Here is a 25,079-nt window from a genome sequence, read left to right on the forward strand (position 1 = left end):
GCGAATGAAACTGGTTTCACTCGGGCTCTCCCGCCTCCGCGACGTGGCCCTGGCGCACTGGGCGGCAGCCCTTTGTCTCGCCGTGCTGGCCGTGGGCGTGCAGGCGGTGACACCCGGCAACCGCCCCCGGCAGCCCGTCGAGGCGCACTGGGTCGGCAGCTGGGCCGTGGCACCGCTGGATTTTCGCGAGCTGGCCTCGAACCCGGCCGTGGCGCACCAGCCCGCACCCGGCGGCGACCAGTTCCGGGGGCAGACACTGCGCCAGCAGCTGGCGCCGACCCTGGGCGGCGAGCGCATCCGCATCCGCTTCTCCAACCGGTTCGGCAAGGCGCCGTTGCGCATTGCCGCTGCGAGCGTGGCGCGCAGCACGGGTGCGGACGCAGTCTCTCCGGCCACGCTGCGCGTGCTGCGCTTCGGCGGACGCAGCAGCCTGACCATCGCGCCCGGCGCGGAGGCCTGGAGCGATGGCGTCGATCTCAAGATCGAGGCGGGGCAGACGGTGGCGGTGAGCGCCTTCTTCGATCGCGCGACACCTTTTGCCACAGTGCACCTGCTCTCCGTCGACACGAGCTGGGCGGCGCCCGGCAATGCCGTGGCGGCACCGAAGCTGCAGGGTGCGACGCCGCTCAAGTGGAACCACATCGTGACGGGCCTGGACGTGCTGACCACCCAGTCCGTGCGCACCGTGGTCGCGTTCGGCGACTCGATCACCGCGGGCGGCGGCGAGGCCGGCGACGGTGCATACCCCGACATGCTGGCCACGCGTTTGCGCGACGGCCCGCAGGCGGGGCATGAGGTGTCGGTGCTCAACGCGGGCATCGGCGGCAACCGCCTGCTGGTCGATGGCATCGGGCCCAACGGCCTCTCGCGTTTCGCGCGCGATGCGCTGGGGCAAAGCGGCGTGACGCACACCATCGTGCTGCTGGGCACCAACGACATCGGCCGCAGCGTGTTCATCGGCGCGCCCGGCAACACCGACACCGTTCATGACATGCCGACCGCAGAGCGCATCACCGACGGACTGCAGCAGCTCGTGAAGCAGGCGCGCGCCAAGGGTATCAAGGTGCTGATCGGCACCGTGCCGCCGTTCAAGAACACGCCCTACTGGACGGAGGGCAACGAGGCCATGCGCAACGCGGTCAACCGCTGGATCCGCAGCCGCCAGGATGTCGACGGCGTGATCGATTTCGACGCGGCATTGCGCAACCCGGCGGACCCGCAGACGCTGAATCCGCCGTTCGACAACGGCGACCACCTGCACCCCAGCAGGGCCGGCCATGCCGCGATGGCCGCGGCCGTCGACCTGAAGGAATTGCAGGAGTAAGCGCTCGCAAGAGCTCAAAGAGAAGCGAAACAGCTTTACACAAGATTTCGCGCTCGGCTTACAGGCCCTTCACATGGGCCCATCAGCATGAAGGCTCCAACCACTCATGAGGAGCCCCCCATGAAAAAACTCGCAATCACCCTTTCCGTCGGCGCGGCTTCGTTGCTGTCGATGGGCGCTGCAATGACCATCCCCACGACAGCGCAGGCGCAGGCGGTGATCATCCAGGAGGCGCCGCCGCCGCCGCGCTCCGATCGCATGGGGCCACCGCGTCGCGGCTATGTCTGGGTGCCGGGGCACTATGAATGGCGAGGTGGGCGCCATGCGTGGGTCCGCGGCTACTACATGCGTGCCCGTCCGGGCTACGCCTACCGTCCGCCGGAATGGCGCGAGCGCGATGGCCGCTGGGAATACAACCGCGGCCGCTGGGACCGCGACGGCGACGGCGTGCCGAACCGCCAGGACCGCCGTCCGGACAATCCGAACCGCAACTGACGATCGCCCGCGGCCGTGAAACCCGGCCTGCGAAATCCCTCTAGCGGATGCTGATCAGCTCGAGGGTTTCGCGGACCTGGAACGCACCGCCGCTGGTGCCGCCGCGCGTCTGCGCCTCGAAGCGGACAACGCGCCCCAACTCGGGCGAGAACCAGACGTCGGCCTTGTACGCGCCGTACTGGTTGCCGACCACGGCCCCCGCATTCGCGAAGCGCTGCGTGAAGCCCCGGTACTCGATCCGCACGGCCTTGATCTCTCTGCCGCCGACGTTCAGCGTGGTGTCTTCCATCACCGTGGCGTTGAGGTCCATGTTGATGCGCGAGCCACCGAACGTGGAGCCGTAGCGCGTCCGCCAGGCGGCTTCTTCCTTGAGATTGGCCTTGCCCCAGCCGCCCGGCGGCATCGCCGCGTCGAACTCGCCGGCGATGGCCGTGGTCACGCTGACCACCTCGCCGCCGGGCTTCTCGACCCACCCGCCGTTGTTGAAGCTGATGCGGTCGTCGGTTGCCGCATCCGCGCGGTAGACGACCTTGCGGTAGGTGTTGGTGAGGCGGTCGTGCAACTGGTATTCGACGATGCTCGGCCGGCCCGTTGCGAGTGCGGCGGCGTTGACAGCCGAAGCAGTGACGGGTTGCGTTGCGAGCCGCTCGACGGCCACCCGCCCGCGCACCGGCAGTTCCGCGATCCACACCGACGGCATGGCGAGAGTCGCCGAGGTCGCCGTGCCCACGAGGCCCACCAAACGGCCCTGCGCGTCGAACAGCCCGGCCCCGCCGAGCCCTGCCTCGGGCGCGGCGGCGAGTTGCAGGGCTTCGATTTCGCCTGCATTGCCGCGGCGCACGCCGGCGAGCATGCCGGTGCCGAGCGTCAGCTCCTTGCCCCTCGGCGACCCCACGATGTAGAGCGGCATGCCGACCTGCAATGCACTCGCGGGCGCGATGGCGGGTGCAGGCGGCGTGAAGTTGGCGATCCGCAGCTGGCAAAGGTCGCGTTCGACATCCGGAAATTCCAGCGTCGCGCCATAGCTCACGTTGTCGCGCTTCAACGCCACGGTGCTGGCTTTCGCGAGCAGCTGGCAGCTCGTGACCGCCGTGCCCGGACCGGTGGCCACTGCGCTGCCGGTCGCCAGGGGCTTGCCCTGCGCATCGCTGGCCTGCACCACCCAGACGGCAGGCGCCACGCGGGCGAAGAGCGCATCGGGCGCGAGCGGGGCTTGAGCCGAGGCCGTGGATGCAGTCAGTGCGATGGCAAGCGCGAGCGCGAAGGGAGCGGGCAGATGTCTCATCGGGTGGCCTGCAGAAGCAGCCGCAGATCGTTGATGGGGGTCTTGGCGAAAGGCATGGCATCGGCCGTTGCGGGCACGGGGCTTCGGTCCTGCGTAGCCGGTGGCCTGACGGCTGCCGCCGGGGTTGCTTCCGCCTGCGGCGCTGCCACCACCTGACGAGGCGGAATTGCGGTCGCGATGGCGGTGTCCGATGCCGCGGGCGAGTTGCGCGCGGCTTGGGCCGAGGCCGGCACCGTGCCGCCGTAGGCCAGCGATGGCAGTGCGCTGCGGCCTTCCGATTCGCCAACCCGCTCGAAGACCGGATGGCCGACGAGGAAGCCCATGCTGATGCTCATCTGGACATACGCGGTCTGCCTGGGCCGCAGCACGATGTCGATGGTGCCCTCGGCTTCCGTGCGGGCGCTGGCCCGGTAGGTACCGGTCGGCCTGTCGATGAAGAAGAAGCTGCCGGGCTGCGACTTGCCGACGATCTGGCCGTTGACGGTGACGTCGGGCTGCACCGCCACCCCCGCCAACATGGAGGGCCGGTAGAAGTAGATCCGGCCCTGGTTCTCTCCGATGGAAGGAAGGCTTCCCGCCATCTCCGAAAACCGTGGCCCGCTGGCCGAACATCCGAACAGGCAGGCTGCAAGAACAGCCAGCAGGAACCCACCGATCCAACGTCGCATCGCGCCTTCTCCTCTTTTGGCGCTGGATGCTACACCCGCTTACATTGGCGGCGGAGTGTCCTTCAGCGGAATACGACGGTGCGGTGGCCGTTGAGCAGCACGCGGTGCTCGCTGTGCCACTTCACCGCGCGGGCCAGCACCTGGCTCTCGGTGTCGCGGCCGCGGGCCGTGAGGTCTTCGACGGTGTCGGTGTGGTCGGCGCGGGCCACGTCCTGCTCGATGATCGGACCCTCGTCGAGGTCGGCCGTCACGTAGTGGGCGGTGGCACCGATCAGCTTCACGCCGCGGTCGTGGGCCTGGTAGTAGGGCTTGGCGCCCTTGAAGCTGGGCAGGAACGAGTGATGGATGTTGATCGCGCGGCCGGCCAGGTTGCGGCACAGGTCGTTGCTCAGGATCTGCATGTAGCGCGCGAGCACCACGAGCTCGGCACCCTCGGCCTCGATGATCTCCAGCTGCTTGGCCTCGGCCTGCGCCTTGGTCGCACCGGTCACCGGGATGTGGTGGAAGGGCACGTTGTAGCTCGCGGCCAATTGGTAGAAGTCGCGGTGGTTCGAGATGATGGCGCGCACGTCGATGGCGAGCAGGCCGCTCTTCCAGCGGAACAGCAGGTCGTTGAGGCAGTGGCCTTCCTTGCTGACCAGGATCACCGTCTTCATGGGATCGGCGGCGGCGTGCAGCTGCAGCGTCATGCCGAAACCGGCGGCGAAGCTCGTCAGCTGTTCGCGCAAGGCCGCTTCGCCGTGGTCGCTGCAGGCGAAGCGAACGCGCATGAAGAACAGACCCGTGTCGTGGTCGTTGTACTGGGCGGCCTCTTCGATGTTGCCGCCGCGCTCGAGCAGGAAGCCCGAAACGGCGTGCACGATGCCCGTACGGTCGGGGCAGGAGAGGTTCAGGATGTAGGCGGGCGTAGTGGTCGTCATCAGGGGCATGATTGTCGCAGGGGTGCCAGAATGCCGTTTTTTGGTGCGCGTTAAGCAGGAGCAACCCATGGCTTATCAGGACTTCAACATGGGCAACCAGTGGTTGCCCTTCACCCCCAACCGCCATTTCCAGAAAGACCCGCGCGTCTTCGTGGCGGCCGACGGCATGGCGTTCACCACGCACGACGGCAAGAAGGTGATCGACGGCATCTCTTCGCTGTGGTGCGTGGGCGCGGGCCACAACCGAAAGCCGATCAACGAGGCGATCAAGAAGCAGCTCGACACGCTCGACTACGCCACCGCCTTCCAGGTGAGCAACGACAAGGCCTTCAAGGCGGCCGAGATGATCGCCTCGCTGGCGCCGGGCGACCTCAACAAGGTGCTGTTCTGCAATTCGGGTTCGGAAGCGGCCGACACCTCGATGAAGGTGGCGCTGGCCTACCACCGCGCGCGCGGCGAGGGCCACCGCAACGTGTTCATCGGCCGCGAGAAGGGCTACCACGGCGTGGGCTTCGGCGGCATGTCGGTGGGCGGCATTCCGGGCAACCGCAAGGTGTTCGGCTCGGCCTTTTTGCCGCGCGTGGACCACATGCGCTTCATCCACGACCCGGTGAACCACGCCTACATCCACAACGAGGAGCCGGTGTGGGCCGAAGACCCGCTGGTCGAGCTCGAGACCCGCATCCTGCCGCTGCACGACCCGAGCAACATCGCCGCGATCATCGTCGAGCCGGTGGCCGGGTCGGCCGGCTGGTACCTGCCGCCCAAGGGCTACCTGAAGCGCCTGCGCGAGATCTGCGACAAGCACGGCATCCTGCTGATCTTCGACGAGGTCATCACCGGCTTCGGCCGCATGGGCACCAACTTCGCGTCGGACTACTTCGGCGTGGTGCCCGACATGCTGAACTTCGCCAAGTGCGTGACCAACGGCGTGATTCCCCTCGGCGGCGTGATCTGCCGCGACAAGCTCTACGACGCGATGATGAAGACCGACGCGCCCGAGCACGTGGTCGAGTTCTTCCATGGCTACACGTATTCGGGCCACCCGGTGGCCTGCGCCGCGGCCATTGCCACGCTCGATCTGTTCAAGGAAGAGAACCTGTTCGCGCGCGCCGGCGAAATGGGCAAGGTGCTGGGCGACGCGTTCCACAGCGCCTTCAAGGGCTTGCCGAACGTGATCAGCATCCGCAGCCTCGGCCTCGCCGCGGCGGTGGAACTCGCGCCCATCGCGGGCGCGCCGGGCAAGCGTGCCTACGACATCTTCCTGGATTGCTTCCACAACGGCGCGCTGGTGCGGCCCGCGGGCGAGGTGCTGGTGATCGCGCCGCCGTACATCGTGGAGAAGTCGCACATCGACACGCTGGTCAATACGCTCGCGGATTCGATCAGGAAGTTCGCCTGACCACGCCGGCGCAATAGTCGACGGACGGCAGCGCAGGCGTGCGCCAGGTGGCGTCGTAGGCTGCCTTGTCGTCGTCTTCGTCCGATCCACCCGCCTGCAGCCGCAGAGCCTTGACGGACACATCGGTCGGCAGGTGCTGCGGCACGCCGAGCACCTTGGTGGCGTGGCCTGCGCCGCTGATCAGCAGCACCGTCTTGCCAGGCTGCCGCGCCTTGACGATGGTCTGCGCCATGGCGCGGTCGCGGCCCACCTGGATGCGCGTCATCGGAATGATCTGCGATTCGGGCAGCAGCTTGCAGTGGCCCTCGCGCACCGCGTCCTGTTGCACGGTGTAGGCCTCGCCGTTGAGCTGCACGTCGAGCGACACGTCGGCCATCGCGTTCTTCATCCGCGCACGCGGCAGGTTGGCGCCGATCACCGGCACCCCGGCACGCACGGCGGCCATCACGGCGGGGCCATAGCTGTGCCAGGGCCAGGCCTTGTCGCTCCAGTCGAGGGCAGCCTGCACCTGGGCCTCGCTCGCGGTGGCGCTGACCTGGGCGGTGCTGCGGCCTTCCTCGGCCATTTCGAGTGCCAGTGCGGCCAGTTGGCCACGCGCGACCAGTGCCTCGACGGTTTCGCGCTCGATCGCGTGGTGCTCGGGGGCATCGTGCTGCTCGCCCAGCAGCAGGGCGTCCACCGGCAGCAGCGCCGCGACACGGCGCGCAATGGGCGCATCGGCGCTGGCAGAGGAAAGCGCCGCGCAGCCGGCAAACACGGTGGCGGCGAGCAGCGCAAGCAGAAAGCGGGAAGCCCGTGCGGGCCAGCGTCGAAAGAGCATCGCGCCATACTATGCCCACGGCGTCTCCGCGCCGTGCCATCCATTTCCGCTTTTCCCTGTCCGTGTCTTTCCGCTTTCCCGCTCGCGTGCTGGGCACGCTGCTGCWCGCACTCGCCGCGGCGGGCGCCTGCCTGGCGCTGCACACGCCCCTTCCCTGGATGATCGGCCCGCTGCTGGCGGTGTCGCTCGCCTCGATCGCAGGTGTGCCCACCGCCAGCCACACGCCGCTGCGCAATGCGGGGCAGTGGACCATCGGCACCGCGCTCGGGCTCTACTTCACGCCGCAGGTGGTGTCGCTGGTGGCCAGCGTCTGGTGGGCGATTGCGCTGGCCATCGCCTGGGCGCTGCTGCTCGGCTGGGGCTTCGGGCGCTGGCTGCACGGGCTGCATGCCGCGCGGATGCCGCATGTGCCGGCCAAATCGATGAGAGCCACGACTTACTTCGCGGGCGCCATCGGCGGTGCGTCGGAGATGACGCTGCTGGCCGAATCGGCCGGTGCGCGCACCGACCTGGTGGCAGCGGCGCACAGCCTGCGGCTGGTGGTGGTGACGGTCACCATCCCGTTCGCGATGCAGTGGAGCGGGCTGCACGGCCTCGAAATCGGCCCACCGGGCGTGCGCGAGGTGCATGTGGGCGGGCTGGTGCTGCTCGCGATGGCCACGGGTGTCGGCGGGCTGGCGATGCGTGCGTTGGGCCGCGCCAACCCCTGGTTCATCGGCCCGCTGCTGGTGGCGATGGGCTTCACGATCGCCGGGCAGTCGCTGTCCGCCGTGCCCACCTGGATGTCGAATACCGCGCAGCTCGTGATCGCGGTGAGCCTGGGCGTGCGGTTCAGCCGCGAATTCCTGCACACCGCCCCGCGCTGGCTGGGCTCGGTCGCGCTGGGCACCTTCGGCATGCTGGTGCTGTGCGGCGGGGTGGCGTGGCTGCTGGCCTGGGCGACCGGGCTCCACCCGGCCACGATGATCCTGAGCACCTCGCCGGGCGGCATTGCGGAGATGTCGATCACGGCGAAGGTGTTGCAGCTCGGCGTGCCGGTGGTGACGGCCTTCCAGGTGTGCCGGCTGGTGGCCGTGCTGTTGATCGTGGGGCCGATGTTCCGGTGGATCTATCGCCCAAGAGCGGACGGCCCATGAAAAAGCGCCCCGCAGGGCGCTTTTTTCTCTTGCCGGGAGCCGGTCGGCTCAGTGGACCAGCACGGGTGTGTGGGCCAGTTCGGCATAGCCCTCGAGCGTGTCTTCGACCTCTTCCTGCGTGGGCGTGTTGAGCTGCCAGGCGGCAATCTGCTGCTGGAACAGTTCGGCCCAGGAGCCGTCGAGGTACACCTCCTTGCCCGAGCGCTTGTCCACGATTTCGAATCCGTGGCGTTCCAGCACGGGCACATTGGGCTTCGCGGGCTCGTCGCCTTCATTTGGCTGCACGTGCACGACGACGAAGGACTCCGAGTCGTAAAGCATGTTCATTGCGGGCCCTGTGAGGATGTCGATAGCGTTCATGGGGGTTAGATAGCAATCAACGCGCCAGTTTCAAGAACAGTTGTCGTCCGAGGGTTAATTAGTAGGCTTTTTGCCCTAATTGGCGGGGCCTTCGGGTAGGGGTTTGCGCAATTGGGCGTCAGCAAAATCGCCGTTTGCCTCCGTCTGCTTGATGCGCACGGGCAGATATCCGTACTGCGGCGCCAGCCAGAGCTCCAATTTCCGATCGAAATCCCGCCGGGGCGTGCGGGTGAGCTTGCGCGCGGTGTATTCGCCGGCCGGGAGGGTCAGCTTTTCCTCGTCGCCAACCACAAAGACCCAGACGTCGCCGTCGCGCACGCCCACGGTCTGGATCGAGATTCGGGTGCCCGCCGGATAACGGTCCGGGCTGGCCGCCAGCAGGCCCCCGAGCTGCATCATGACGCTCATGCGGTCCTGCGCGCCGGCCAGCAGCGGCACGCTGGGGGCGTTGTTGCTGAACACGATCTGCCCCTGGTCGCGCACGAAATGCGAGGCCACTTCGGCTTTGCGGCTTTCGAAGTACCGCTCGGGTTCAAGGCCCGAGGGGCCGATCCGGCCGGTGCTGTGCCAGTTCAGCAGGGTGAAAAAAGTCGCCTTGAGCGTGAGTTGCCCGTCGTAGCGGCTGCCATCCTGCAGCCAGACCAGTTCGCCGAAAAAGCCTCGCTGCGGGGCAGCGCCCTTCTGGCCCGTGGCTTCGAAATCGAGGGTGACGGAGCCCGGAATCCGCAACGCCTGGGTGCCGGCAATGGTGCCCGAGGCCTCGCCGCCGGCGGTTGCCGTGCTGCTTTCCGTGCCACCGGCGGCAGGGGCGGCCGCAGGTGCACTGGTAGGTGCTTCGGGGGGTGTTGCTCCTGAATTTGTAGCGGCCTGCACCGTCAGGTCGGGCGTTTCCGCAGAGGGGTTCGCATAGGCGTCGGGTTCGGGCAGCGCCTTCGGTTTGGGCGCCGACGGGGCGCGCGGGCGCCGGGGCTGGGTCGGCGGCGATGGCTTGGCCTCGGCTGGCGCGGCAGCAGCGGCCGGGGCCGCGGGCTTTTCCGCCGCAGGCGGCGCAATCACGATCGTCCGGGTGGTGAACTTGTTCGCCAGCGGAGAGGGTTCCGGCCCGATGGCCGTCGGCGCCAGCCCGAGCACCAACAGGTGGACCAGCGCCACCGCCAGCGTCAGCCCGGCCAGCACCCGCCAGGACGGACGCCCGGGCAGGCCGGCAGACAGCGGAGAGGGGGCGACGAGCGTCGGCATCAGGTGTGGAGTGAGCGCACGGGCGGAGGTTCAGGAAGACCATCTCGGTACACTGCCGCCCGTTCAACCAGTTTAGTGGGAGCGGCGCCCGGCCTTCGTGTTCGCGCCGTGTCCTTCATCACGCACCGCATCATGAAACTCGCCACCCTGAAGGACGGCTCGCGCGACGGCCAGCTCGTCGTTGTCTCGCGCGACCTCACACTCGCCCACTACGCCACCGGTATCGCCAGCCGGTTGCAGCAGGTGCTGGACGACTGGGGTTTCATGAGCCCGCAGCTGCAGGACCTGTACGACGCGGTCAACACCGGCCGCGCGCGCCATTCCTTCCCCTTCGACCCTGCCCAGTGCATGGCGCCGCTGCCGCGCGCCTACCAGTGGGCCGACGGCTCGGCCTACCTGAACCACGTCGAGCTGGTGCGCAAGGCGCGCAACGCCGAAGTGCCCGAGAGCTTCTACAGCGACCCGCTGATGTACCAGGGCGGCAGCGACGACTTCCTCGGCCCGACCGACGACGTGGTGGTGCCCAGCGAAGCCATGGGCATCGACTTCGAGGCCGAGATCGCGGTCATCACCGGCGACATCCGCATGGGCGCCACGCCCGACCAGGCGCTCGACGGCATCCGCCTCATGATGCTGGCCAACGACGTGAGCCTGCGCAACCTGATTCCGGCCGAGCTGGCCAAGGGCTTCGGCTTCTTCCAGAGCAAGCCGGCCACCGCCTTCAGCCCCGTGGCCGTGACGCTCGACGAGATCGGCGAAGCCTGGCAGGACGGCCGCGTGCACCTCACGCTGCAAAGCAGCTGGAACGGCCGCAAGGTCGGCATGTGCGACGCCGGCCCGGAGATGACTTTCCACTTCGGCCAGCTCATCGCCCACATCGCCAAGACGCGCAACGTGCGCGCTGGCAGCATCGTCGGCAGCGGCACCGTGAGCAACAAGGGCGTCGAGAAGAACGGCGGCATGGACTGGCCCAAGGGCTACTCGTGCATCGCCGAGAAGCGCTGCATCGAGACCATCCAGGGCGGCGAGCCGGTCACCGAGTTCATGAAGTTCGGCGACACGATCCGCATCGAGATGAAAGGCCTGGACGGGCGTTCGCTGTTCGGCGCGATCGACCAGGAGGTCGTGTCGACGGGTGGGCGGCCGAAGGAGGCACCGGTGTCGCTGGTGAAGCCGCAGGCCGAGGACGCCTCGGAAGACTGAAGGCGCTGCGGCCGACGCCGCCTGCGCTGTCGCGCAGCACTGTTCCGCCGCTCGCCGCGGGCGTCCTGTCCGCCGTGGCTATGATCCTGCCGCTGCCGTGACGCGTCTTCATCTCGTCGGGGCAGCGCGTCCGGCGGCTGTGTTTCCGCGGCCGCCATTCATATCAAGAAGAACGGGAGTTTTCGATGCGCCATTTGCCTATTGCCGCCGCCGCCCTTGCGGCCTTCGCCCTTGTCGGCTGCGAAACCATGAAAAGTGCCGATACCGGCGCGCTCACCCAGGCGGGCGGTTCGGCCTTCAAGGCCATGTCGCTGAGCGACGGCGAGATCACCACGATGTCCGACCAGTCCTGCACCGCCATGGACCAGAAGAACCAGATCGCGCCCGCCAGCAGCCGCTACACCACGCGCCTGAACCAGGTCATCAAGCAGATGCCCACCACCGTCAACGGCAAGACGGCCAACTACAAGGTCTACATGACCAAGGACGTGAACGCCTGGGCCATGGCCAACGGCTGCATCCGCGTCTACAGCGGCCTCATGGACCTGATGAACGACGACGAGCTGCGTGGCGTGATCGGCCACGAGATCGGCCACGTGGCGCTGGGCCACTCGAAGTCGCGCATGCAGACCGCCTACGCCGCCTCGGCCGTGCGCGGACTGGCCGGCGCCGCTGGCGGGGTCGCGGCCCAGCTGTCCCAGTCGCAGGCCGGCGACCTGGGCGAGAAGTTCATCAACGCGCAGTTCTCGCAAGCGAACGAAAGTGCGGCCGACAACTATTCCTTCGACCTGCTCACCGAGCGCAAGCTCGAGCGCAAGGGGCTGGTCAGCGCCTTCGACAAGCTGGCGAAACTGGGCGGCGGCGGCACCGGCAGCTCGCTCATGAGCTCGCATCCGCCATCGGCCGAGCGCTCGGCGCGCATGCAGAAGCGCCTGGACACCGCCAAGTAGGACGCTACGCGTCCCCCGCCGCGCGCAGCAGCAGCTCCTTCTGCGAACGGATGCCGAGCCGCCGGAAGGCGCGGTACTGGTGCGTGCGCACGGTCGTGAGCTCGATGCCGACGGCGCGCGCCACCTGCTTGGCGGTGCTGCCGGCCATCAGATGGCCGATGACCTCGCGCTCGCGCAGGCTCAAGGTCAACAGGCGAGAGGCGAAGGCCGGCGCCACCGCTTCCCGCGCAGCCATGGCGCTGCGGCCGTGGGCCATGGTGGCGTCGGCCAGCAGCGTGGCATGGCGCTCGATCGCCGCGAAGTCGCCGGCGCCGAATTCGGGCTGCGCAAGGCTTCGGTAGAAGCTCACCGCCACGCGCTGGCCGGCGGGCGTCAACAGCAGCACCGACGCGCGTTCGCGAATGCCCACGTCGCCGTAGCAGGCGGCCCGATAGGCGGGGTCGGCCACTTCGTCGGCGCGCTGGTGGCCCAGCCACAACTGCGCGCGCTTGGGCAGCTTGCGCGTGGCGAGCCACGTCATGTTGGGGTCGAGCAGGTCGAAGCGTTGCGCCACATAGCGCTCGGTGGTGCGTTCGGCCGTGGTGCCGTAGCTGCTGGCCGCCGACACCGCCTCGATGCGGCCGGTGGCGTCGACCGCAAACACGGTGCAGAAGGTCACGGGCATCACGCGGTGGATGGCCGCCAGGCAACTGGCCGCCAGATGCGGCGTGCCGACACCCGCCAGCACATCGCCGACGATGGCTGCGGACAGCGCGGTGTCCGCAGCGGGTTGAATGCGCCAGCGTCTCATGAGAGCAGATAAGGCAAGGGTAATTACTTCGTACGAAGTTATGACAGTGGCCGACGCCGCACATCGGGACAATCCCGCTGCATGACGAACCCCACCGTTGCGGCCGCCGCGCCGGCACCCGGCACACGCGCCGCCGATGCCGCAAGCGGCCCCGTGCCGCCAATGGCCAGCGCCTCCGAACTGCCGCCGTCGGTCGGCGCCTTCCACTACACGCGCTACAAGGTCTGGACGCCGCCGCTCGAGCAGGGCGGCACCGAGCCCGGCCGCCACCCGGTCGTGATCGCGGGCGGCGGGCCGGTCGGCATGGCGCTCGCGCTGGGGCTCGCGAATCACGGCGTACGCTGCGTGATCCTCGAGGCCGACGACACGGTGTGCGTCGGCAGCCGCGCGGCCTGCATCTCGCGCCGCAGCCTGGAGATCATGGAGCGGCTCGGCGTGCGGCCGGCCTTCATGGCCAAGGGCCTGCCGTGGACCGGTGGGCGCAGCTTCTACAAGACGGCCGAGGTGTTCCGCTTCGAGATGCCGCACGACGCGCAGCAGAAGCTGCCGCCGATGATCAATCTCGAGCAGTACTACGCCGAGCACTACCTGCTCGAAGAGATCTTCCGCCGCAATGAAGCCACGCCGGGGCTCATCGACATCCGCTGGGGCACCGAACTCACCGGCATCGACCAGGACGGCGAGGGCGTGACGCTCGACGTGCGCAATGCCGAGGGCCGCTACCGCCTGCAAGGCCAATGGCTTGCCGCGTGCGACGGCGGCCAGAGCTTCGTGCGCAAGGCGCTGGGGCTCGCGCTCGAAGGCACGGGCTACGAGGGCCGCTACGTGATCATCGACATCGAGTTGCACAGCGGCCATCCGACCGAGCGCCGCGCGTGGTTCGATCCGCCGTGGAATCCGGGATCGACCGTGCTGATGCACCGCCAGCCCGACGACATCTGGCGCATCGACTACCAGCTGCGCGCGGGCCAGAGCACCGAGGAGGCGTTGCAGCCCGCGGCCGTGGCCGAGTTCGTGCAGCGCCATCTCGATGCCATCGGCGAAGGGCATCTGCCGTGGAAGACGGTGTGGACCTCGGTCTACCGTGCGGGTGCGATGACGCTCGAGCGCTATCGGCATGGCCGCGTCGTGTTCGCGGGCAATGCGGCGCATGCGATGCCGATCTTCGGCGTGCGCGGGCTCAACTCGGGCTTCGACGATGCGGACAACCTCGCCTGGAAGCTGGCGCTGGTCGCGCGTGGCCTGTCGGATCCGGCGCTGCTCGATTCGTACTCGCAGGAACGCATCTCGGCCTTCCACGTCAATGCCGAGAACGCGATGCGCAGCACCGAGTTCATGTCGCCGCCCTCGCGCGGCTTCGACCTGCTGCGCGAAGCCGCGCTGTCGCTGTCAGAGGCGCATCGCGGCATCGCGCAGCTGATCAATCCGCGGCAGACGCAGGCGGTGCGCTATGCGGAGTCGGCGTTGTCGAGCGAGAGCGACACGTTGCCGGCAGGGCCGCTGCCGGGTGAGGTGATGCCCGAGCAGCAACTCGAACAGGGTCATCTCACCGACTGGATCGCGCCGGTCTTCACGCTGCTGGTGCTGCGGCCCGAGGCCGATGCGGCACCCCTGCCCGAAGACGAGGTGGCGCAGGTGCAGCGGGGCGTCCTGCCCTTCGCCGTTCGCACCATCGCCGCCCCGGGCATCGAGGGCGCCGACGCGCGTGCGGACTCCGCCGTCTTCGAGGCGCTCGGCGCACGCGACGGCGCCGTCTACCTGCTGCGCCCCGATGGCCACGTGGCCGCGCGCTGGCASCGCATGCCGCCCGGCGCATTGCAAAGTGCACTGGCCCGTGCCGCCGTTCCACTGGAGCCTGCCGCCGCATGAGCAACACCCCGCCTCTCCTCCACCCCGACGCCCGCGACCGGCTCTACGCCGAATGCGCGCGTGCCATCACCGAAGCGGGCGCTGAACGCGAATCGCTGTTCCTCGCACGGCTCGCGCTGTTGCTGTTCGAGCAGGTCGGCGACGAGGCGCGCTGCCGCGCCGCGCTCACCGACGCACTGAACGCGCTGCCCATACCATCGCTGTCCGCAACCGAACCACTACAAACAGGAGACTGATCCATGGATCGCCGCACCCTTCTCGCCACGCTCGCATCCGGTGCCGCCGTGGCCGCTGCGCCCTTCGCCCGTGCGCAGGACTACCCCGTGCAACTCATCAAGTGGGTGGTGCCGTACCCCGCAGGCGGCGGCACCGACGTGATCGCGCGCGTGCTGGCCGAGGCCATGCGCCAGACCCTGGGGCAGCAGATCGTGGTCGACAACCGTCCCGGCGCTTCGACCAACATCGGTGCCGACCTGGTCGCCAAGAGCAAGCCCGACGGCTACACCATCCTCTCGGCGGACAACGCCGTGCTGGCCTTCAACGAGCACCTGTTCAGCAAGCTGCCATTCAGCCCCGAGAAGGACTTCACCTACATCGGCGCCATCGGCAAGTTCCCGCTCGCGCTGGTGGTGCACCCGGACTTCCCGGCGAAGAACTTCAAGGAGTTCCTGGCCTACGTGAAGGCCAACCCGGGCAAGGTCAACTACGCATCGCCCGGCAACGGCTCGCCGCACCACCTGGCGATGGAAATGTTCAAGGTGCGCACCGGCACCTTCATCACCCACATTCCGTACCGCGGCGCGGCACCCGCGATGGCCGACGTGATGGGCGGGCAGGTGCCCTGCATGTTCCTCGACCTGGCCTCCGGCCTGTCGATCATGCAGAGCAACAAGGTGCGCGTGCTGGCCATCGGTTCGGGTGCGCGCAGCAAGCTGCTGCCCAATGTGCCGACGCTGGCCGAAGTGGGTGTGCCCAACACCGAGGTGTTCGCGTTCCAGGGCATCCTCGGCCCGGCCGGCCTTTCGCCCGCGGTGGTGAACAAGCTCAACGGCGACCTGAACAAGGCCTTCGGCACCCCGGCGGTTCAGAAGCGCTTCGACGATTTCGGCATGGAAGCGATGCCCGGCACGCCGGCGCAGTTCGCGGCACTGTCGCGCGCCGAGTCGAAGCGCTGGGGCCCGATCATCAAGCAGGCTGGAATCAAGCTGGACTGACGCCCGCCCAAGGCGTCGCCTACTGGGTGTATGCCTTGCGCGACCCGTCTTCAAAGACCTCGTCGTCGCGCTGGAGCTCGCCGTTCTCGTCCCAGGCGCGTTCGCGCGTCACGCGGCCCTTGGCATCGAAGCTCGATTCGGCCAGCAGCGTGCCCTTTTCGCTGAAGCGCTGGTGCGTGCCCACCGGCACCTGCCGGTTGCGGCCCGGCGCGAGGTAGCGGCCGTGCGCGGCGCGTTGGCCGCTGTCGTAGAACTCGGTGACCTCGACCGTGCGCGCATTGCCGGTGCCGCTGTACACGGCCTTGCTGCGCGGCTGGCCGTTGAGGTAGTAGCTGTCGTCGCGGATCGGCTCGCCCGCGGGATTCCAGCGCTGATCGCGCACCAGCGTTCCTTTTTCGGAGAACTCCTGCTCGCGCTGCCGGATCGCGGTGCGCTCGACCAGCAGCCACACGGTCTCGCGGCGCTTGACGCCTTCGGATGAAAAGCTGCGCTCGATGCGCTGGTTGCCCGTGGTCTCGTCCAGCGTCGAGGGCTTGCCGTTGTCGTAGAACTCCTGGCTGCGCACGCGCTTGCCCGACACGTAGGAAACCCGCGAGCGCAGCGTGCCGCGCGCATCGAACAGATCGACCTGCGACGGTCCGCCAGCGAAGCCGCACAGCTTTGCATCGTCGGCTGCCGGCGCCAGCACGGGCGCCTCGCCGCAGCGCAGCATCGACATCTGGCCGCGCTCGGTGAACTCGACGAAGGCGCGCTCGGCGCCGGCGCCGGTGTCGGAGTGGAAGGTGGCGCGCCGCAGCTGGCCGCCGGGGTAGAAGCTGCGCACCAGTCCGCGTTCCTGGCCGTCGTCGTAGGTGGCCTCGCGCAGCACCTGGCCACTGGGCGAGAACTCGCGTGCGCGGCCCTGCATGTTGCCCTTGGCGTTGACGGTGTGCTCCCTGGCGAGCTTGCCTTTTTCGTAGAAGCGCACCAGGCCCATGAAGACGCCGTTCTGTACCTGCTGCTCGCGCTGGAGTTCGCCGGTCGCGTGGTCCTTGCAGCGCATCAGGCCGGTCTTGCCGGCCGTGGTGCTGCCGTCGGACGGGCTCACGCTGCGGCCGTTGAGCTCGCAGTCCTGCACCGCGTGGGCCGCGCCGGCGAAGAACAAGAAAGCAAGCGCTGCAGCAAAGACGCGAAACACCGAGGAACCAGCCCTGCCGGGCCTCCGGTATTGCCCCCGGGAGGGGGAAGGAGAAGCGGCACGAAGTGCGCGCAGCCGGGGGGCAGTCATAGTTCCGTCGCCAGCAGTTTGACGCCGCGGATCATCATCTCGACCGCCACGGCCACCAGGATCAGGCCCATCAGCCGCTCGAAGGCGAGCACCAGGCGCTCACCCACCAGCCGCTGGATGCGCTCGGCCAGCACCAGCACGATGGCGCACACGGCCATCGTGACGCTGAGCGCCGCCACCCATTCGAGCCGCCGCTCGGGCGCCTGCGACACCAGCAGCATCACCGTGGCCAGGGCCGAGGGGYCGGCCAGCGCGGGCACGGCGAGCGGCACGATCAGCGGTTCTTCGGCCGGCGTGGCGACGGGCGCCAGGCCGTGCTCGGGCGGAAAGATCATGCGCAGYGCGATCAGGAACATCACCACGCCGCCGGCGATCTGCAACGAGAGGCCCGACAGCCCCATCACGCGCAGAAAGCCGTCGCCCACGAACATGAAGCCCAGCAGCAGCGCGAAGGCGATGAGTACCTCGCGCATGATCACCCGGGTGCGCCGCTCCGGCGCCACGCCCTTCAGGGCATTGGCAAAGATCGGGATGTTGCCCAGCGGATCGGTGATCAGCAGCAACAGCACGGTGGCCGATGCGAAGGTGTAGCTCATGCRAGCCCCCACGCTCGGCACTTCGTGTCGTCGCTGCCCCCCGAGGGGGCAGCGAGCCTGCTTGGGGCGGCCCGGCGCTGGCTCACTTGTCGTAAAGCGTGTCGAGGGAACGGAAGCCCTTGACTTCGATCGGGTTGCCGAACGGGTCGCTGAAGAACATGGTCCACTGCTCGCCCGGCTGGCCTTCGAAGCGCACCTGGGGCTTGAGCACGAAGTCCGTGCCGGCGGCTTCGAGTCTCTTGGCGAGCGCCTGCCAGTCGGGCAGGGCCAGCGCGAGGCCGAAGTGGGGCATCGGCACCATCACGTCACCGACGCGGCCGGTGCGGGCGGTGGCGAAGGGCTCGCCGAGGTGAAGCGAAATCTGGTGGCCGAAGAAGTCGAAATCGACCCAGGTGTCGGTGCTGCGGCCTTCGGCGCAGCCGAGCACGTCGCCGTAGAAGCGGCGTGCGCCGTCGAGGTCGCGAACGTGGAAGGCAAGGTGGAAGATGCTCTGCATGGTTTCGGATTATGGGCAGCGGTGCTGTGAGAATGCCGGACTTTCTTTCATCATGGAGCAGGCCTTGCGGATACTCCGGATCCTCGCTGCGCTGAAGCGCAATTTCGATTTGTCGGCGCCACTGCGCCCTGTGAAGCGTCTGCCGCGCCAGGTTCTGGCGGGCGTCTGTTGCGTGTTCGCGGTCGCGGCGCATGCCGCCTGCCCGCCCTCGGCCATCGCGAGCCTCGAGAAGCCGGGCGCCGGCCTGCGCAACGGCGTCGACCGCGGCCTGCTCTGGCGCATCGAGCGCGACGGGCGCACCTCGTGGCTCTACGGAACCATCCACATCGGCCGTGCCGAATGGGTCCGGCCCGGTCCCACCGTGCAGAAGGCGCTGGCCCAGAGCAACACGCTCGCGCTGGAGATCGACCCGCGCGACGAGGCAACCGTCCGGGCCATGGCCCAACCGGCCGATCCGGCCCTGCTGGCACGCGTGCTCAGTGGTGAACGCGCGCGCCGGCTGGAGCGCCAGAACACCGAGGCCTGCGTGCCGCCCGGCGCGATGGCAAGGCTGCAGCCCATCCTGCAGGTCACGGCGCTGGCCGGCCTGGTGGCGCGCGCCGACGGGCTGTACCCGGAATTCGGCGTCGACGAGACGATGGCGGTGTCCGCACGCAACAGCAACAAGCCGATCTTCGCGCTCGAGAACGCGGCCGACCAGTTGAAGGCGCTGACCGGCGAGTCCGAATCGGAAGAGGCCGAACAGATCGACGCGGCGCTCGACGAACTGGAGTCGGGCAAGCTGCGCGGGCAGATGAAGGCGCTGGCCGATGTCTGGGCGCGCAGCGACGCCGACAAGCTGGCCCGTTATTCCGAATGGTGCGATTGCCTTCGTACACCCGCCGAGCAGCGGCTGATGAAGCGCCTGCTCGACGACCGCAATCCAGGGCTGGCCGACGGCATCGAACGCCTGCATGCGGGCGGCAAGGGCGTCTTCGCCGCGGTTGGCGCGCTGCACATGATCGGCCCGCAGGGACTGCCCACGCTGATGGCATCGCGCGGTTTCGTGGTGACGCCGGTGCTGACGAGCGCAGAGGCGCAGGCGGCGTTGCCGATGCCGGCGCTCTCCGCGCCCGAGCCGGCCCGCAAGGCTGTGCGCGGCGGCAAGGCCGTCAAGGGGCAAAAGGGCGCGCAGGCCGCGAAAGGCGCCAAGTCGGCGAAGGCCGCCCCGGCCCAGAAGGGCTCGAAAGCGCCGGCTCCCAAAGGCAAAGTGCGCAGATAATTGCGATCGCCATGCACCTGCTGCGCTCCCACACCCGCCTCCTCGGCCACATCGGCCGCTGGGTGCTGCTGTGGTTCCTGCTGTCGCTGGGCGTGGCGGTGGCGTCGCCCATCGTGCATCCGCAGGCGATGGAGCTGGTGTGCTCCGGCGCCGGCTCCATCAAGGCGGTGGTGCACACCGAAGACGGCGTGCAGGAAATGGGCGCCTCGCACATGGACTGCCCGCTGTGCGTGCTGACCGGCGCACCGCCGCCGGCCGTGGCCGCGGCTTCTTTCGACCTTCCCCTGCCGCTGGGCCGCGTGGTCCGGCCCATTCCTGCTGCGCGCCTTGCCGCGGCCACCGCGGCGCCGTTGCCGGCGCGCGGGCCGCCGACCTTCTCCTGAAACTGTCAAAACCCGTGGCTGCGTGCGTCCGATCGAAGGGCGCCTGCGGTCTGTCCGGCTTGAAGTTCGTGGAGCAGGTTCCCAATGAAAAAGAATTCCCGCGCCTTGGCGATCGCCATGGCATTACCCCTCGGCGCGCCCGCGTGGGCGCAGCAGCCGGCAAGCGATCCGCCTGAAGGCGGCAACGGCCGCACGCTGAGCCCCGTGATCGTGACCGGCGGCCGGCCGACCTCGCTGCCGGCGCAGATCCCGACCACCATCGAGGGCGTCACGCACGAGCAGATCGTCGACACGGTCAACGCGACCGATGCCGAAGACGCGCTCAAGTACCTGCCGAGCCTCGTGGTGCGCAAGCGCTATATCGGCGACTTCAACCATGCGGTGCTTGCCACCCGCGCCTCGGGCACGGGCAACAGCGCGCGCTCGATGGTCTATGCCGACGGCATCATGCTGTCGAACCCGCTGGGCAACGGCGCCACCTACGCGCCGCGCTGGGGCATGGTATCGCCGGAAGAGGTCGAACGGGTCGATGTGCTCTACGGTCCGTTCTCGGCCGCCTACCCGGGCAACTCGGTCGGTGCGGTGGTCGACTACGTGACGCGCATGCCCACGCAGCTGGAAGCGCACGTCAAGCTCAGCGGCTTTGCCTCGAATTTCGATCTCTACGGCAGCCATTCGTCGCCCGCGGGCCAGCAGCTCGACCTGTCGCTGGGCAGCCGCAGCGGCGACTGGTCGTGGTGGCTCAGCGCCTCGCGCACACACAGCAAGGGGCAGGCGCTGGTGTTCGGCAACCGGCTCGTGAGCGCCGGCACCGTGGGCAATGCCGGTACGCCGGTCACCGGCGCGGTGCTGGGGCTGAACCCGTCGAACCAGCCCTGGTGGTTGGTGGGCGGCGCGACCCTCTACGACACCACGCAGGAACAGGCCAAGCTCAAGGTGGCCTACGACTTCTCGCCCACCATCCGCGCGACCTACACGCTGGGCGCCTGGAACAACACCACGCACGGCGGCGTCGACACCTACCTGCGCAATGCCTTCGGGCAGCCGGTGTATTCGGGGCGGGTCAACATCGCGGGGCGCACCTACAACCTCGACGCCCCGAGCGCCGCGCTGGCACCGACCGAGACTGCGCTCACGCACTACATGCACGGCCTCTCGGTGAAGAGCCACACCGGTGGCGTGTTCGACTGGGAGGTGGCCGCGAGCCTGTTCGACTATTCGCGCGACACCTCGCGCACGCCGACCACGCCCCTGCCCGGCGCCTTCAACGGCGGCCCCGGGCGCACCACCGACATGGGCGGCTCGGGCTGGAACACCTTCAAGGCGGCAGGCACCTGGCGTCCCACCGGCTCGGCCGAGGGCGTGGGCGCGCACGTGGTCGACTTCGGCTTCCAGCAGGACACGGCGCAGCTGCGCACCAGCGTCGGCAACACGCTCGACTGGATCAACGGGCCGGCCGTGACCCCGTTCTCCGCCTTCAACGGCAACACCCGGCTGCAGTCGCTCTACGTGCAGGACACCTGGCGCTTCGCCAAGGACTGGAAGACCACGCTGGGCCTGCGCCACGAGCGCTGGCAGGCCTGGGGCGGCCAGCTCGGCAATGCGACGAAGCTGCTCGACTTCGCGCCGCGCAAGAACAGCTACGACTCGCCCAAGGCCGCCATCGCCTGGCAGGCCACGCCGGACTGGCTCTTCAAGGCCTCGACCGGCCGCGCGGTGCGCATGCCGACGGTGAGCGAGCTGTACCAGGGCTCGATCGACGGCAACCGCATCGTCAACACCAACCCGAACCTGCGTCCTGAACGCTCGTGGACCACCGAGCTGAGCGCCGAGCGCGACCTCCATGGCTGGGGGCTCGACGGCGTATTGCGCACCACGCTGTTCTTCGAGAACACGAAGGACGCGCTCTACACCCAGGCGCTGAACAACCTCGTGAGCACGGTGCAGAACGTCGATGCCATCCGCACCCGCGGGCTCGAGGTGGCGCTGAACGCGACCGACGTGGGCGTCAAGGGCCTCGACCTGAGCGGCAGCCTCACGCTGACGAACTCGAAGATCACCGCCAACAGCGGCTTCCCCGCCAGCGTCGGCCACGAGCAGCCGCGCGTGCCCAAGGTGCGCGCCGCGCTGCTGGCCACCTACAGGCCGGATTCCAACTGGAGTTACACGGTCGGCATGCGCTACAGCGGCAAGCAGTACGGTTCGCTGGACAACAGCGACCCCAACGGCTTCGCGTACATGGGCTTCTCGAAATTCTTCGTGGTCGACGCGCGCATACGCTACCGGATCGACCGGCAGTGGAGCGCGGCCTTCGGCATCGACAACCTGAACAACAACAAGTATTGGGCCTTCCACCCGTACCCGCAACGCACCTACGTGGCCGAACTCAAGTTCGACCTTTGACGCTTTCATTCATCCTTTCCAAGGACATGCCGACATGAACATCCCCACCTTCACCATCAAGACCCTCGCTGCCTGCGCCATGCTGACGGGCGCCGCCGGCGCGGTCGCCCACGTCACTCTGCCGCCCGGCGGCGCCACGGTCGGCAGCGACTACAACGCCGCCTTCCGCGTCGGCCATGCCTGCGAAGGCGCCAAGGCCACCACTGGCCTGGCCGTGCGCCTGCCCAAGGGCTTCGTGCTGAGCGACGCCCAGGCGCGCAAGGGCTGGAAGCTCGACGTGCAGAAGAACACCGGCGACGGCGAGGTGCGCTGGACCGCCGAGACGCCGCAGGACGCGCTGCCCGGCAGCGAACGCACGGAGTTCGTGCTGCGCGGCAAGGTGCCGGGCACGCCGGGCCCGTTGTGGTTCAAGGTGCTGCAGACCTGCGACGTGGGCAGCATCGACTGGGCCGAGGTGCCCGCGTCGGGCAATTCGACCGCGGGGTTGAAGAGCCCGGCTGCGAAGCTCGAAGTGGTGGCGCAGGGCGTGGCCACGGTCGATGTGCGCGACGGCTGGGTGCGCCAGTCGGTGCCGGGCCAGAGCGGCACGGGCGCCTTCATGAAGCTCACCGCGCCCACGGGCACGAAGCTGGTCGGCATCTCGACGCCGGCCGCCGGCGTGGCCGAGGTGCACGAGATGAAGATGGAAGGCGACACCATGAAGATGCGCGAGCTGACCGGCGGCCTCGACCTGCCCGCGGGCCAGACCGTTGAACTCAAGCCCGGCGGCTACCACGTGATGATGATGGACCTGAAGGGCGCGCTGGCCAAAGGAGCGACCGTGCCGATGACGCTGAAGTTCGAAGATGCGAAGGGCGTCAAGACCGCGCTGGAACTGAAGCTGCCTGTTGGGGCGCCCGAAGGTGCCGATGCTGGCGGGTCGGCCCACCAGCACAAGCACTGACCGAGCCGCCTACAGCAACTGGTCCGGCGCCAGCGGGCCGAAGAGCTTGAGCATCAACCGCAGCGTGGCGCTGGCGTCGGGTTCGGTGGTCGTGTCCTGCAGGCCGCTGCCTTCAGGGGCGTGCCATACCAGCGTGCCATCGACCTGTTCGACGTGCCAGGCGCGTTCGCGCATCCCGCGCTCGATCTGCTCCGCGGCCTGGCGTGAGAGCTCGTTGCTGCGAATCAGCAGCGCGATCTCGGTGTTCTGCAGTTGCGAGCGCAGGTCGAGGTTCATCGAGCCGACGACCAGCAGTCGCCCGTCCATCACCAGCACCTTGGAGTGCAGCATCRCGCGCGATTCGCCGGGGGTGCTGCTGCCGCCCGAGGAACCGAAGACATTGCCGAAGCTGGCCTGCTCGCTGCGCAGCTCGTAGAGCTCGATGCCCATCTTGAGCAGTTCTTCCCGGTGGCGTGCATAGCCCACGTGCGCCACCGGCGCGTCGTTCGAGGCCAGCGAGTTGGTCAGCACGCGGATGCGGACATTCTTGGCCCGGGCCGCGGCGAAGGCCCGCTTCATGTCCGCGCCGGGCACGAAGTAGGGCGAGATGATGAGCAGCTCGGCGCGCGCCTGACCGATCAGCTGCAGCAGGCCTTCGACCACGGTCTCGCCGTTGGCCACCAGGTCGGATGTCGCTTCCAGTGATGCCGCGCCGCGTGAGGTGCGGGCCGGATCGCCGGGCTGGCTCACCACCAGGCCCGGTTCTCGCGCCGCGCCGGGGCCGGTGTCGGCCGGGATCTTGCCGGGCTGGTCGGCCAGCATCACGGCCGGCGCCCAGACGAAGGTGGCGGTGCGCAGGTCGAGCGGCTTGTTGTCCCAGGCGCGGGCGCGTTGAGCGGGCGAGGGCGGGGCATTGGGCGAGGAGGGCGTTGGCGGGGCGCCCGGCGTCTCCGACTGGAGGCGGGTTTCCTCTTCGGCCAGTTCCTTGTCGGCCCTTTGCGCCCGCTCGCGGATCGCCTGGAGTTCCTCGCGCGTGACCAGCGACTGCACCGGGTAGGCGCGCTCGTTGTTCCAGTAGCTGTCGAAGCTGCGCGACAGGTCCTGCACGATCGGGCCGGCCGCGAGCACGTCCACGTCGATGAAATTGCCCTTCGCGGCGTTGCCGAAGTAGGCATCGCCCAGGTTGCGGCCGCCCGTGACGCCGAGCACGTTGTCGGCCAGGAAGAGCTTGTTGTGCATCCGCTGCTGGATGYGGGAGGCATCGTCGATCGCATTGAGCATGCGGCTCAGCGTGGAGCCGCGCGCACCCGCGAGCGGGTTGAACAGGCGCATCTCGATGTTGGGAATGAAGGCCAGGCCCAGCACCAGGGCGTCCCGACCGGTGCTGTGGAAGTCGTCGAGCAGGACGCGCACGCGCACGCCGCGTTCGGCGGCCGACCGGAGTCCGCGCAGCAGGCGGCCGGTGCTGGCATCGGCGTGGATGGCGTAGTACTGCAGGTCCAGCGTCTTCTGCGCGCCTTCGATCAGCGCGAGCCGGCTGCCGTAGGCGGCCTGCGGACCGCCGAGCAGCAGGAAGCCCGATTCGAAGCGGGCCTCGTCGGCCTGCCGGCGCTCGCGGACCAGGGCTGCGAGCGGGGTGTCGTTCGGGGAAGCCAGGGCCGTCGACACGGGGCGGTCGACGTTTTGCGGCAATTGCGCGCAGGCGCCCAGCACCAGTGCGGTGGCGAGCACGACATATCGACCGAGGAGCGTAAAAGGCGAGGGCATGCGGCATTTCCCTGGGCTGGGGGTGGGTGCCGCATATATAGCCTAGTCGCCGCCTGCCGCGCGTCGGACGGGCGGACGACAGGGGCTGGTGTTAACGCGCAGTGCCCAGTTCTTCCTGTCGTTCCATGGCGGTGAGCAACTCGTCGTCGATCCTGGCGTGGCGTTCGCTCAGTTCTGCTGCGCGCGAGGCGTCGGCGGCGTAGATGGCGCCGCCGTCGAGCTCGAGCATCTCGGTGATGCGCTTCTGCTCGGTCTCGAGGGCTTCGATCTGCGCGGGCAGGGCGTCCAGCTCGCGCTGCTCTTTATAGG

General features: G+C 68.6%; 25 protein-coding genes. 13 read left to right on the plus strand and 12 right to left on the minus strand.

The features are described from left to right. Positions 1–4 precede the first annotated feature (4 nt). Positions 5–1,324, plus strand: coding sequence for a GDSL-type esterase/lipase family protein (locus AC1DXX_RS09145; protein ID WP_478133857.1), 1,320 nt, complete (start codon positions 5–7; stop codon positions 1,322–1,324). 120 nt (positions 1,325–1,444) lie between these two features. Next, positions 1,445–1,819, plus strand: a complete 375-nt coding sequence (locus AC1DXX_RS09150) for a YXWGXW repeat-containing protein (protein WP_478133858.1) — start codon at positions 1,445–1,447, stop codon at positions 1,817–1,819. 40 nt (positions 1,820–1,859) lie between these two features. Here the strand turns inward: AC1DXX_RS09150 and AC1DXX_RS09155 are convergent, their stop codons facing one another. The 3 genes from AC1DXX_RS09155 to purU all read right to left on the minus strand — a co-directional run bounded on the left by AC1DXX_RS09155 (position 1,860) and on the right by purU (position 4,692). Then, positions 1,860–3,104, minus strand: a complete 1,245-nt coding sequence (locus tag AC1DXX_RS09155; RefSeq protein ID WP_478133859.1) for a S1 family peptidase — start codon at positions 3,102–3,104, stop codon at positions 1,860–1,862. After that, positions 3,101–3,772, minus strand: a complete 672-nt coding sequence (locus AC1DXX_RS09160; RefSeq protein ID WP_478133860.1) for a DUF2846 domain-containing protein — start codon at positions 3,770–3,772, stop codon at positions 3,101–3,103. The genes AC1DXX_RS09155 and AC1DXX_RS09160 overlap by 4 nt, the downstream gene beginning before the upstream one ends. Positions 3,773–3,834: 62 nt before the next feature. Continuing rightward, positions 3,835–4,692 carry a formyltetrahydrofolate deformylase gene (gene purU, locus AC1DXX_RS09165; RefSeq protein WP_478133861.1) on the minus strand — a complete coding sequence of 286 codons (858 nt, stop codon included), beginning with the start codon at positions 4,690–4,692 and terminating at the stop codon, positions 3,835–3,837. 67 nt (positions 4,693–4,759) lie between these two features. On the opposite strand from purU, the gene aptA reads away from it, so the two are divergent. Continuing rightward, on the plus strand, positions 4,760–6,094 hold the full coding sequence (aptA, locus tag AC1DXX_RS09170; protein WP_478133862.1) for an omega-aminotransferase AptA: 1,335 nt from the start codon (positions 4,760–4,762) through the stop codon (positions 6,092–6,094). Here the strand turns inward: aptA and AC1DXX_RS09175 are convergent. Beyond that, the gene (locus AC1DXX_RS09175) at positions 6,078–6,914 is read right to left on the minus strand and encodes a ChaN family lipoprotein (protein ID WP_478133863.1); all 837 of its coding nucleotides are present in this window, start codon (positions 6,912–6,914) and stop codon (positions 6,078–6,080) included. The genes aptA and AC1DXX_RS09175 overlap by 17 nt on opposite strands. Positions 6,915–6,976: 62 nt before the next feature. On the opposite strand from AC1DXX_RS09175, the gene AC1DXX_RS09180 reads away from it, so the two are divergent. Continuing rightward, complete coding sequence (locus AC1DXX_RS09180) at positions 6,977–8,050, plus strand: AbrB family transcriptional regulator (protein WP_478133864.1); 1,074 nt, start codon at positions 6,977–6,979, stop codon at positions 8,048–8,050. Positions 8,051–8,098: 48 nt separating this feature from the next. Here the strand turns inward: AC1DXX_RS09180 and AC1DXX_RS09185 are convergent, their stop codons facing one another. Then, positions 8,099–8,377, minus strand: coding sequence for a BTH_I0359 family protein (locus tag AC1DXX_RS09185; protein ID WP_041944045.1), 279 nt, complete (start codon positions 8,375–8,377; stop codon positions 8,099–8,101). 108 nt (positions 8,378–8,485) lie between these two features. Next, positions 8,486–9,649: a DUF3108 domain-containing protein gene (locus tag AC1DXX_RS09190; RefSeq protein WP_478133865.1), complete on the minus strand. Its 1,164-nt coding sequence runs from the start codon at positions 9,647–9,649 to the stop codon at positions 8,486–8,488. Between the two features lie 132 nt (positions 9,650–9,781). Between AC1DXX_RS09190 and AC1DXX_RS09195 the strand changes: the two genes are divergently transcribed. Together AC1DXX_RS09195 and loiP are read left to right on the plus strand one after the other, a co-directional pair. After that, positions 9,782–10,852: a fumarylacetoacetate hydrolase family protein gene (locus AC1DXX_RS09195; protein ID WP_478133866.1), complete on the plus strand. Its 1,071-nt coding sequence runs from the start codon at positions 9,782–9,784 to the stop codon at positions 10,850–10,852. A 185-nt stretch (positions 10,853–11,037) separates the two neighbouring features. Then, positions 11,038–11,802, plus strand: coding sequence for a metalloprotease LoiP (gene loiP, locus AC1DXX_RS09200; RefSeq protein ID WP_478133867.1), 765 nt, complete (start codon positions 11,038–11,040; stop codon positions 11,800–11,802). Between the two features lie 4 nt (positions 11,803–11,806). Here loiP and AC1DXX_RS09205 read toward each other — a convergent pair whose 3' ends face one another. Continuing rightward, positions 11,807–12,592 carry a helix-turn-helix transcriptional regulator gene (locus AC1DXX_RS09205; protein ID WP_478133868.1) on the minus strand — a complete coding sequence of 262 codons (786 nt, stop codon included), beginning with the start codon at positions 12,590–12,592 and terminating at the stop codon, positions 11,807–11,809. Positions 12,593–12,673: 81 nt separating this feature from the next. Between AC1DXX_RS09205 and AC1DXX_RS09210 the strand changes: the two genes are divergently transcribed. From AC1DXX_RS09210 to AC1DXX_RS09220, 3 genes are read left to right on the plus strand one after another with little or no spacing between them, the layout of a single operon-like run. After that, positions 12,674–14,461 carry an FAD-dependent monooxygenase gene (locus tag AC1DXX_RS09210; RefSeq protein WP_478133869.1) on the plus strand — a complete coding sequence of 596 codons (1,788 nt, stop codon included), beginning with the start codon at positions 12,674–12,676 and terminating at the stop codon, positions 14,459–14,461. Then, complete coding sequence (locus tag AC1DXX_RS09215; RefSeq protein ID WP_478133870.1) at positions 14,458–14,697, plus strand: hypothetical protein; 240 nt, start codon at positions 14,458–14,460, stop codon at positions 14,695–14,697. Before AC1DXX_RS09210 ends, AC1DXX_RS09215 begins: the two co-directional genes overlap by 4 nt. A 3-nt stretch (positions 14,698–14,700) precedes the next feature. After that, entirely contained in the window at positions 14,701–15,675 is a 975-nt protein-coding gene (locus tag AC1DXX_RS09220; protein WP_478133871.1) for a Bug family tripartite tricarboxylate transporter substrate binding protein, read from the plus strand. A gap of 19 nt (positions 15,676–15,694) precedes the next feature. On the opposite strand, the gene AC1DXX_RS09225 is transcribed toward AC1DXX_RS09220, so the two are convergent. From AC1DXX_RS09225 to AC1DXX_RS09235, 3 genes are all read right to left on the minus strand, one after another. After that, positions 15,695–16,819, minus strand: a complete 1,125-nt coding sequence (locus AC1DXX_RS09225; protein WP_478133872.1) for a toxin-antitoxin system YwqK family antitoxin — start codon at positions 16,817–16,819, stop codon at positions 15,695–15,697. Between the two features lie 119 nt (positions 16,820–16,938). Then, a complete protein-coding gene (locus AC1DXX_RS09230; protein ID WP_478133873.1) occupies positions 16,939–17,538 on the minus strand; it encodes a MarC family protein in 600 nt (199 codons plus the stop codon). An 82-nt stretch (positions 17,539–17,620) separates the two neighbouring features. Beyond that, the gene (locus tag AC1DXX_RS09235) at positions 17,621–18,034 is read right to left on the minus strand and encodes a VOC family protein (protein ID WP_478133874.1); all 414 of its coding nucleotides are present in this window, start codon (positions 18,032–18,034) and stop codon (positions 17,621–17,623) included. A gap of 64 nt (positions 18,035–18,098) precedes the next feature. On the opposite strand from AC1DXX_RS09235, the gene AC1DXX_RS09240 reads away from it, so the two are divergent. The 4 genes from AC1DXX_RS09240 (at position 18,099) to AC1DXX_RS09255 (ending at position 23,024) form a co-directional block, all read left to right on the plus strand. Continuing rightward, on the plus strand, positions 18,099–19,295 hold the full coding sequence (locus AC1DXX_RS09240; RefSeq protein ID WP_478133875.1) for a TraB/GumN family protein: 1,197 nt from the start codon (positions 18,099–18,101) through the stop codon (positions 19,293–19,295). An 11-nt stretch (positions 19,296–19,306) separates the two neighbouring features. Next, positions 19,307–19,678 carry a DUF2946 family protein gene (locus AC1DXX_RS09245; protein WP_478133876.1) on the plus strand — a complete coding sequence of 124 codons (372 nt, stop codon included), beginning with the start codon at positions 19,307–19,309 and terminating at the stop codon, positions 19,676–19,678. An 84-nt stretch (positions 19,679–19,762) separates the two neighbouring features. Next, complete coding sequence (locus tag AC1DXX_RS09250) at positions 19,763–22,081, plus strand: TonB-dependent receptor (RefSeq protein WP_478133877.1); 2,319 nt, start codon at positions 19,763–19,765, stop codon at positions 22,079–22,081. Positions 22,082–22,115: 34 nt separating this feature from the next. Then, complete coding sequence (locus AC1DXX_RS09255; protein ID WP_478133878.1) at positions 22,116–23,024, plus strand: copper chaperone PCu(A)C domain-containing protein; 909 nt, start codon at positions 22,116–22,118, stop codon at positions 23,022–23,024. Between the two features lie 9 nt (positions 23,025–23,033). Here the strand turns inward: AC1DXX_RS09255 and AC1DXX_RS09260 are convergent, their stop codons facing one another. Then, a complete protein-coding gene (locus AC1DXX_RS09260) occupies positions 23,034–24,770 on the minus strand; it encodes a phospholipase D family protein (protein WP_478133879.1) in 1,737 nt (578 codons plus the stop codon). A 91-nt stretch (positions 24,771–24,861) separates the two neighbouring features. Continuing rightward, positions 24,862–25,079: ABC transporter C-terminal domain-containing protein (locus AC1DXX_RS09265; protein WP_478133880.1), on the minus strand; the 218-nt coding region annotated here is incomplete at its 5' end.

This window comes from Variovorax sp. P4_B10 (genome assembly GCF_056402375.1).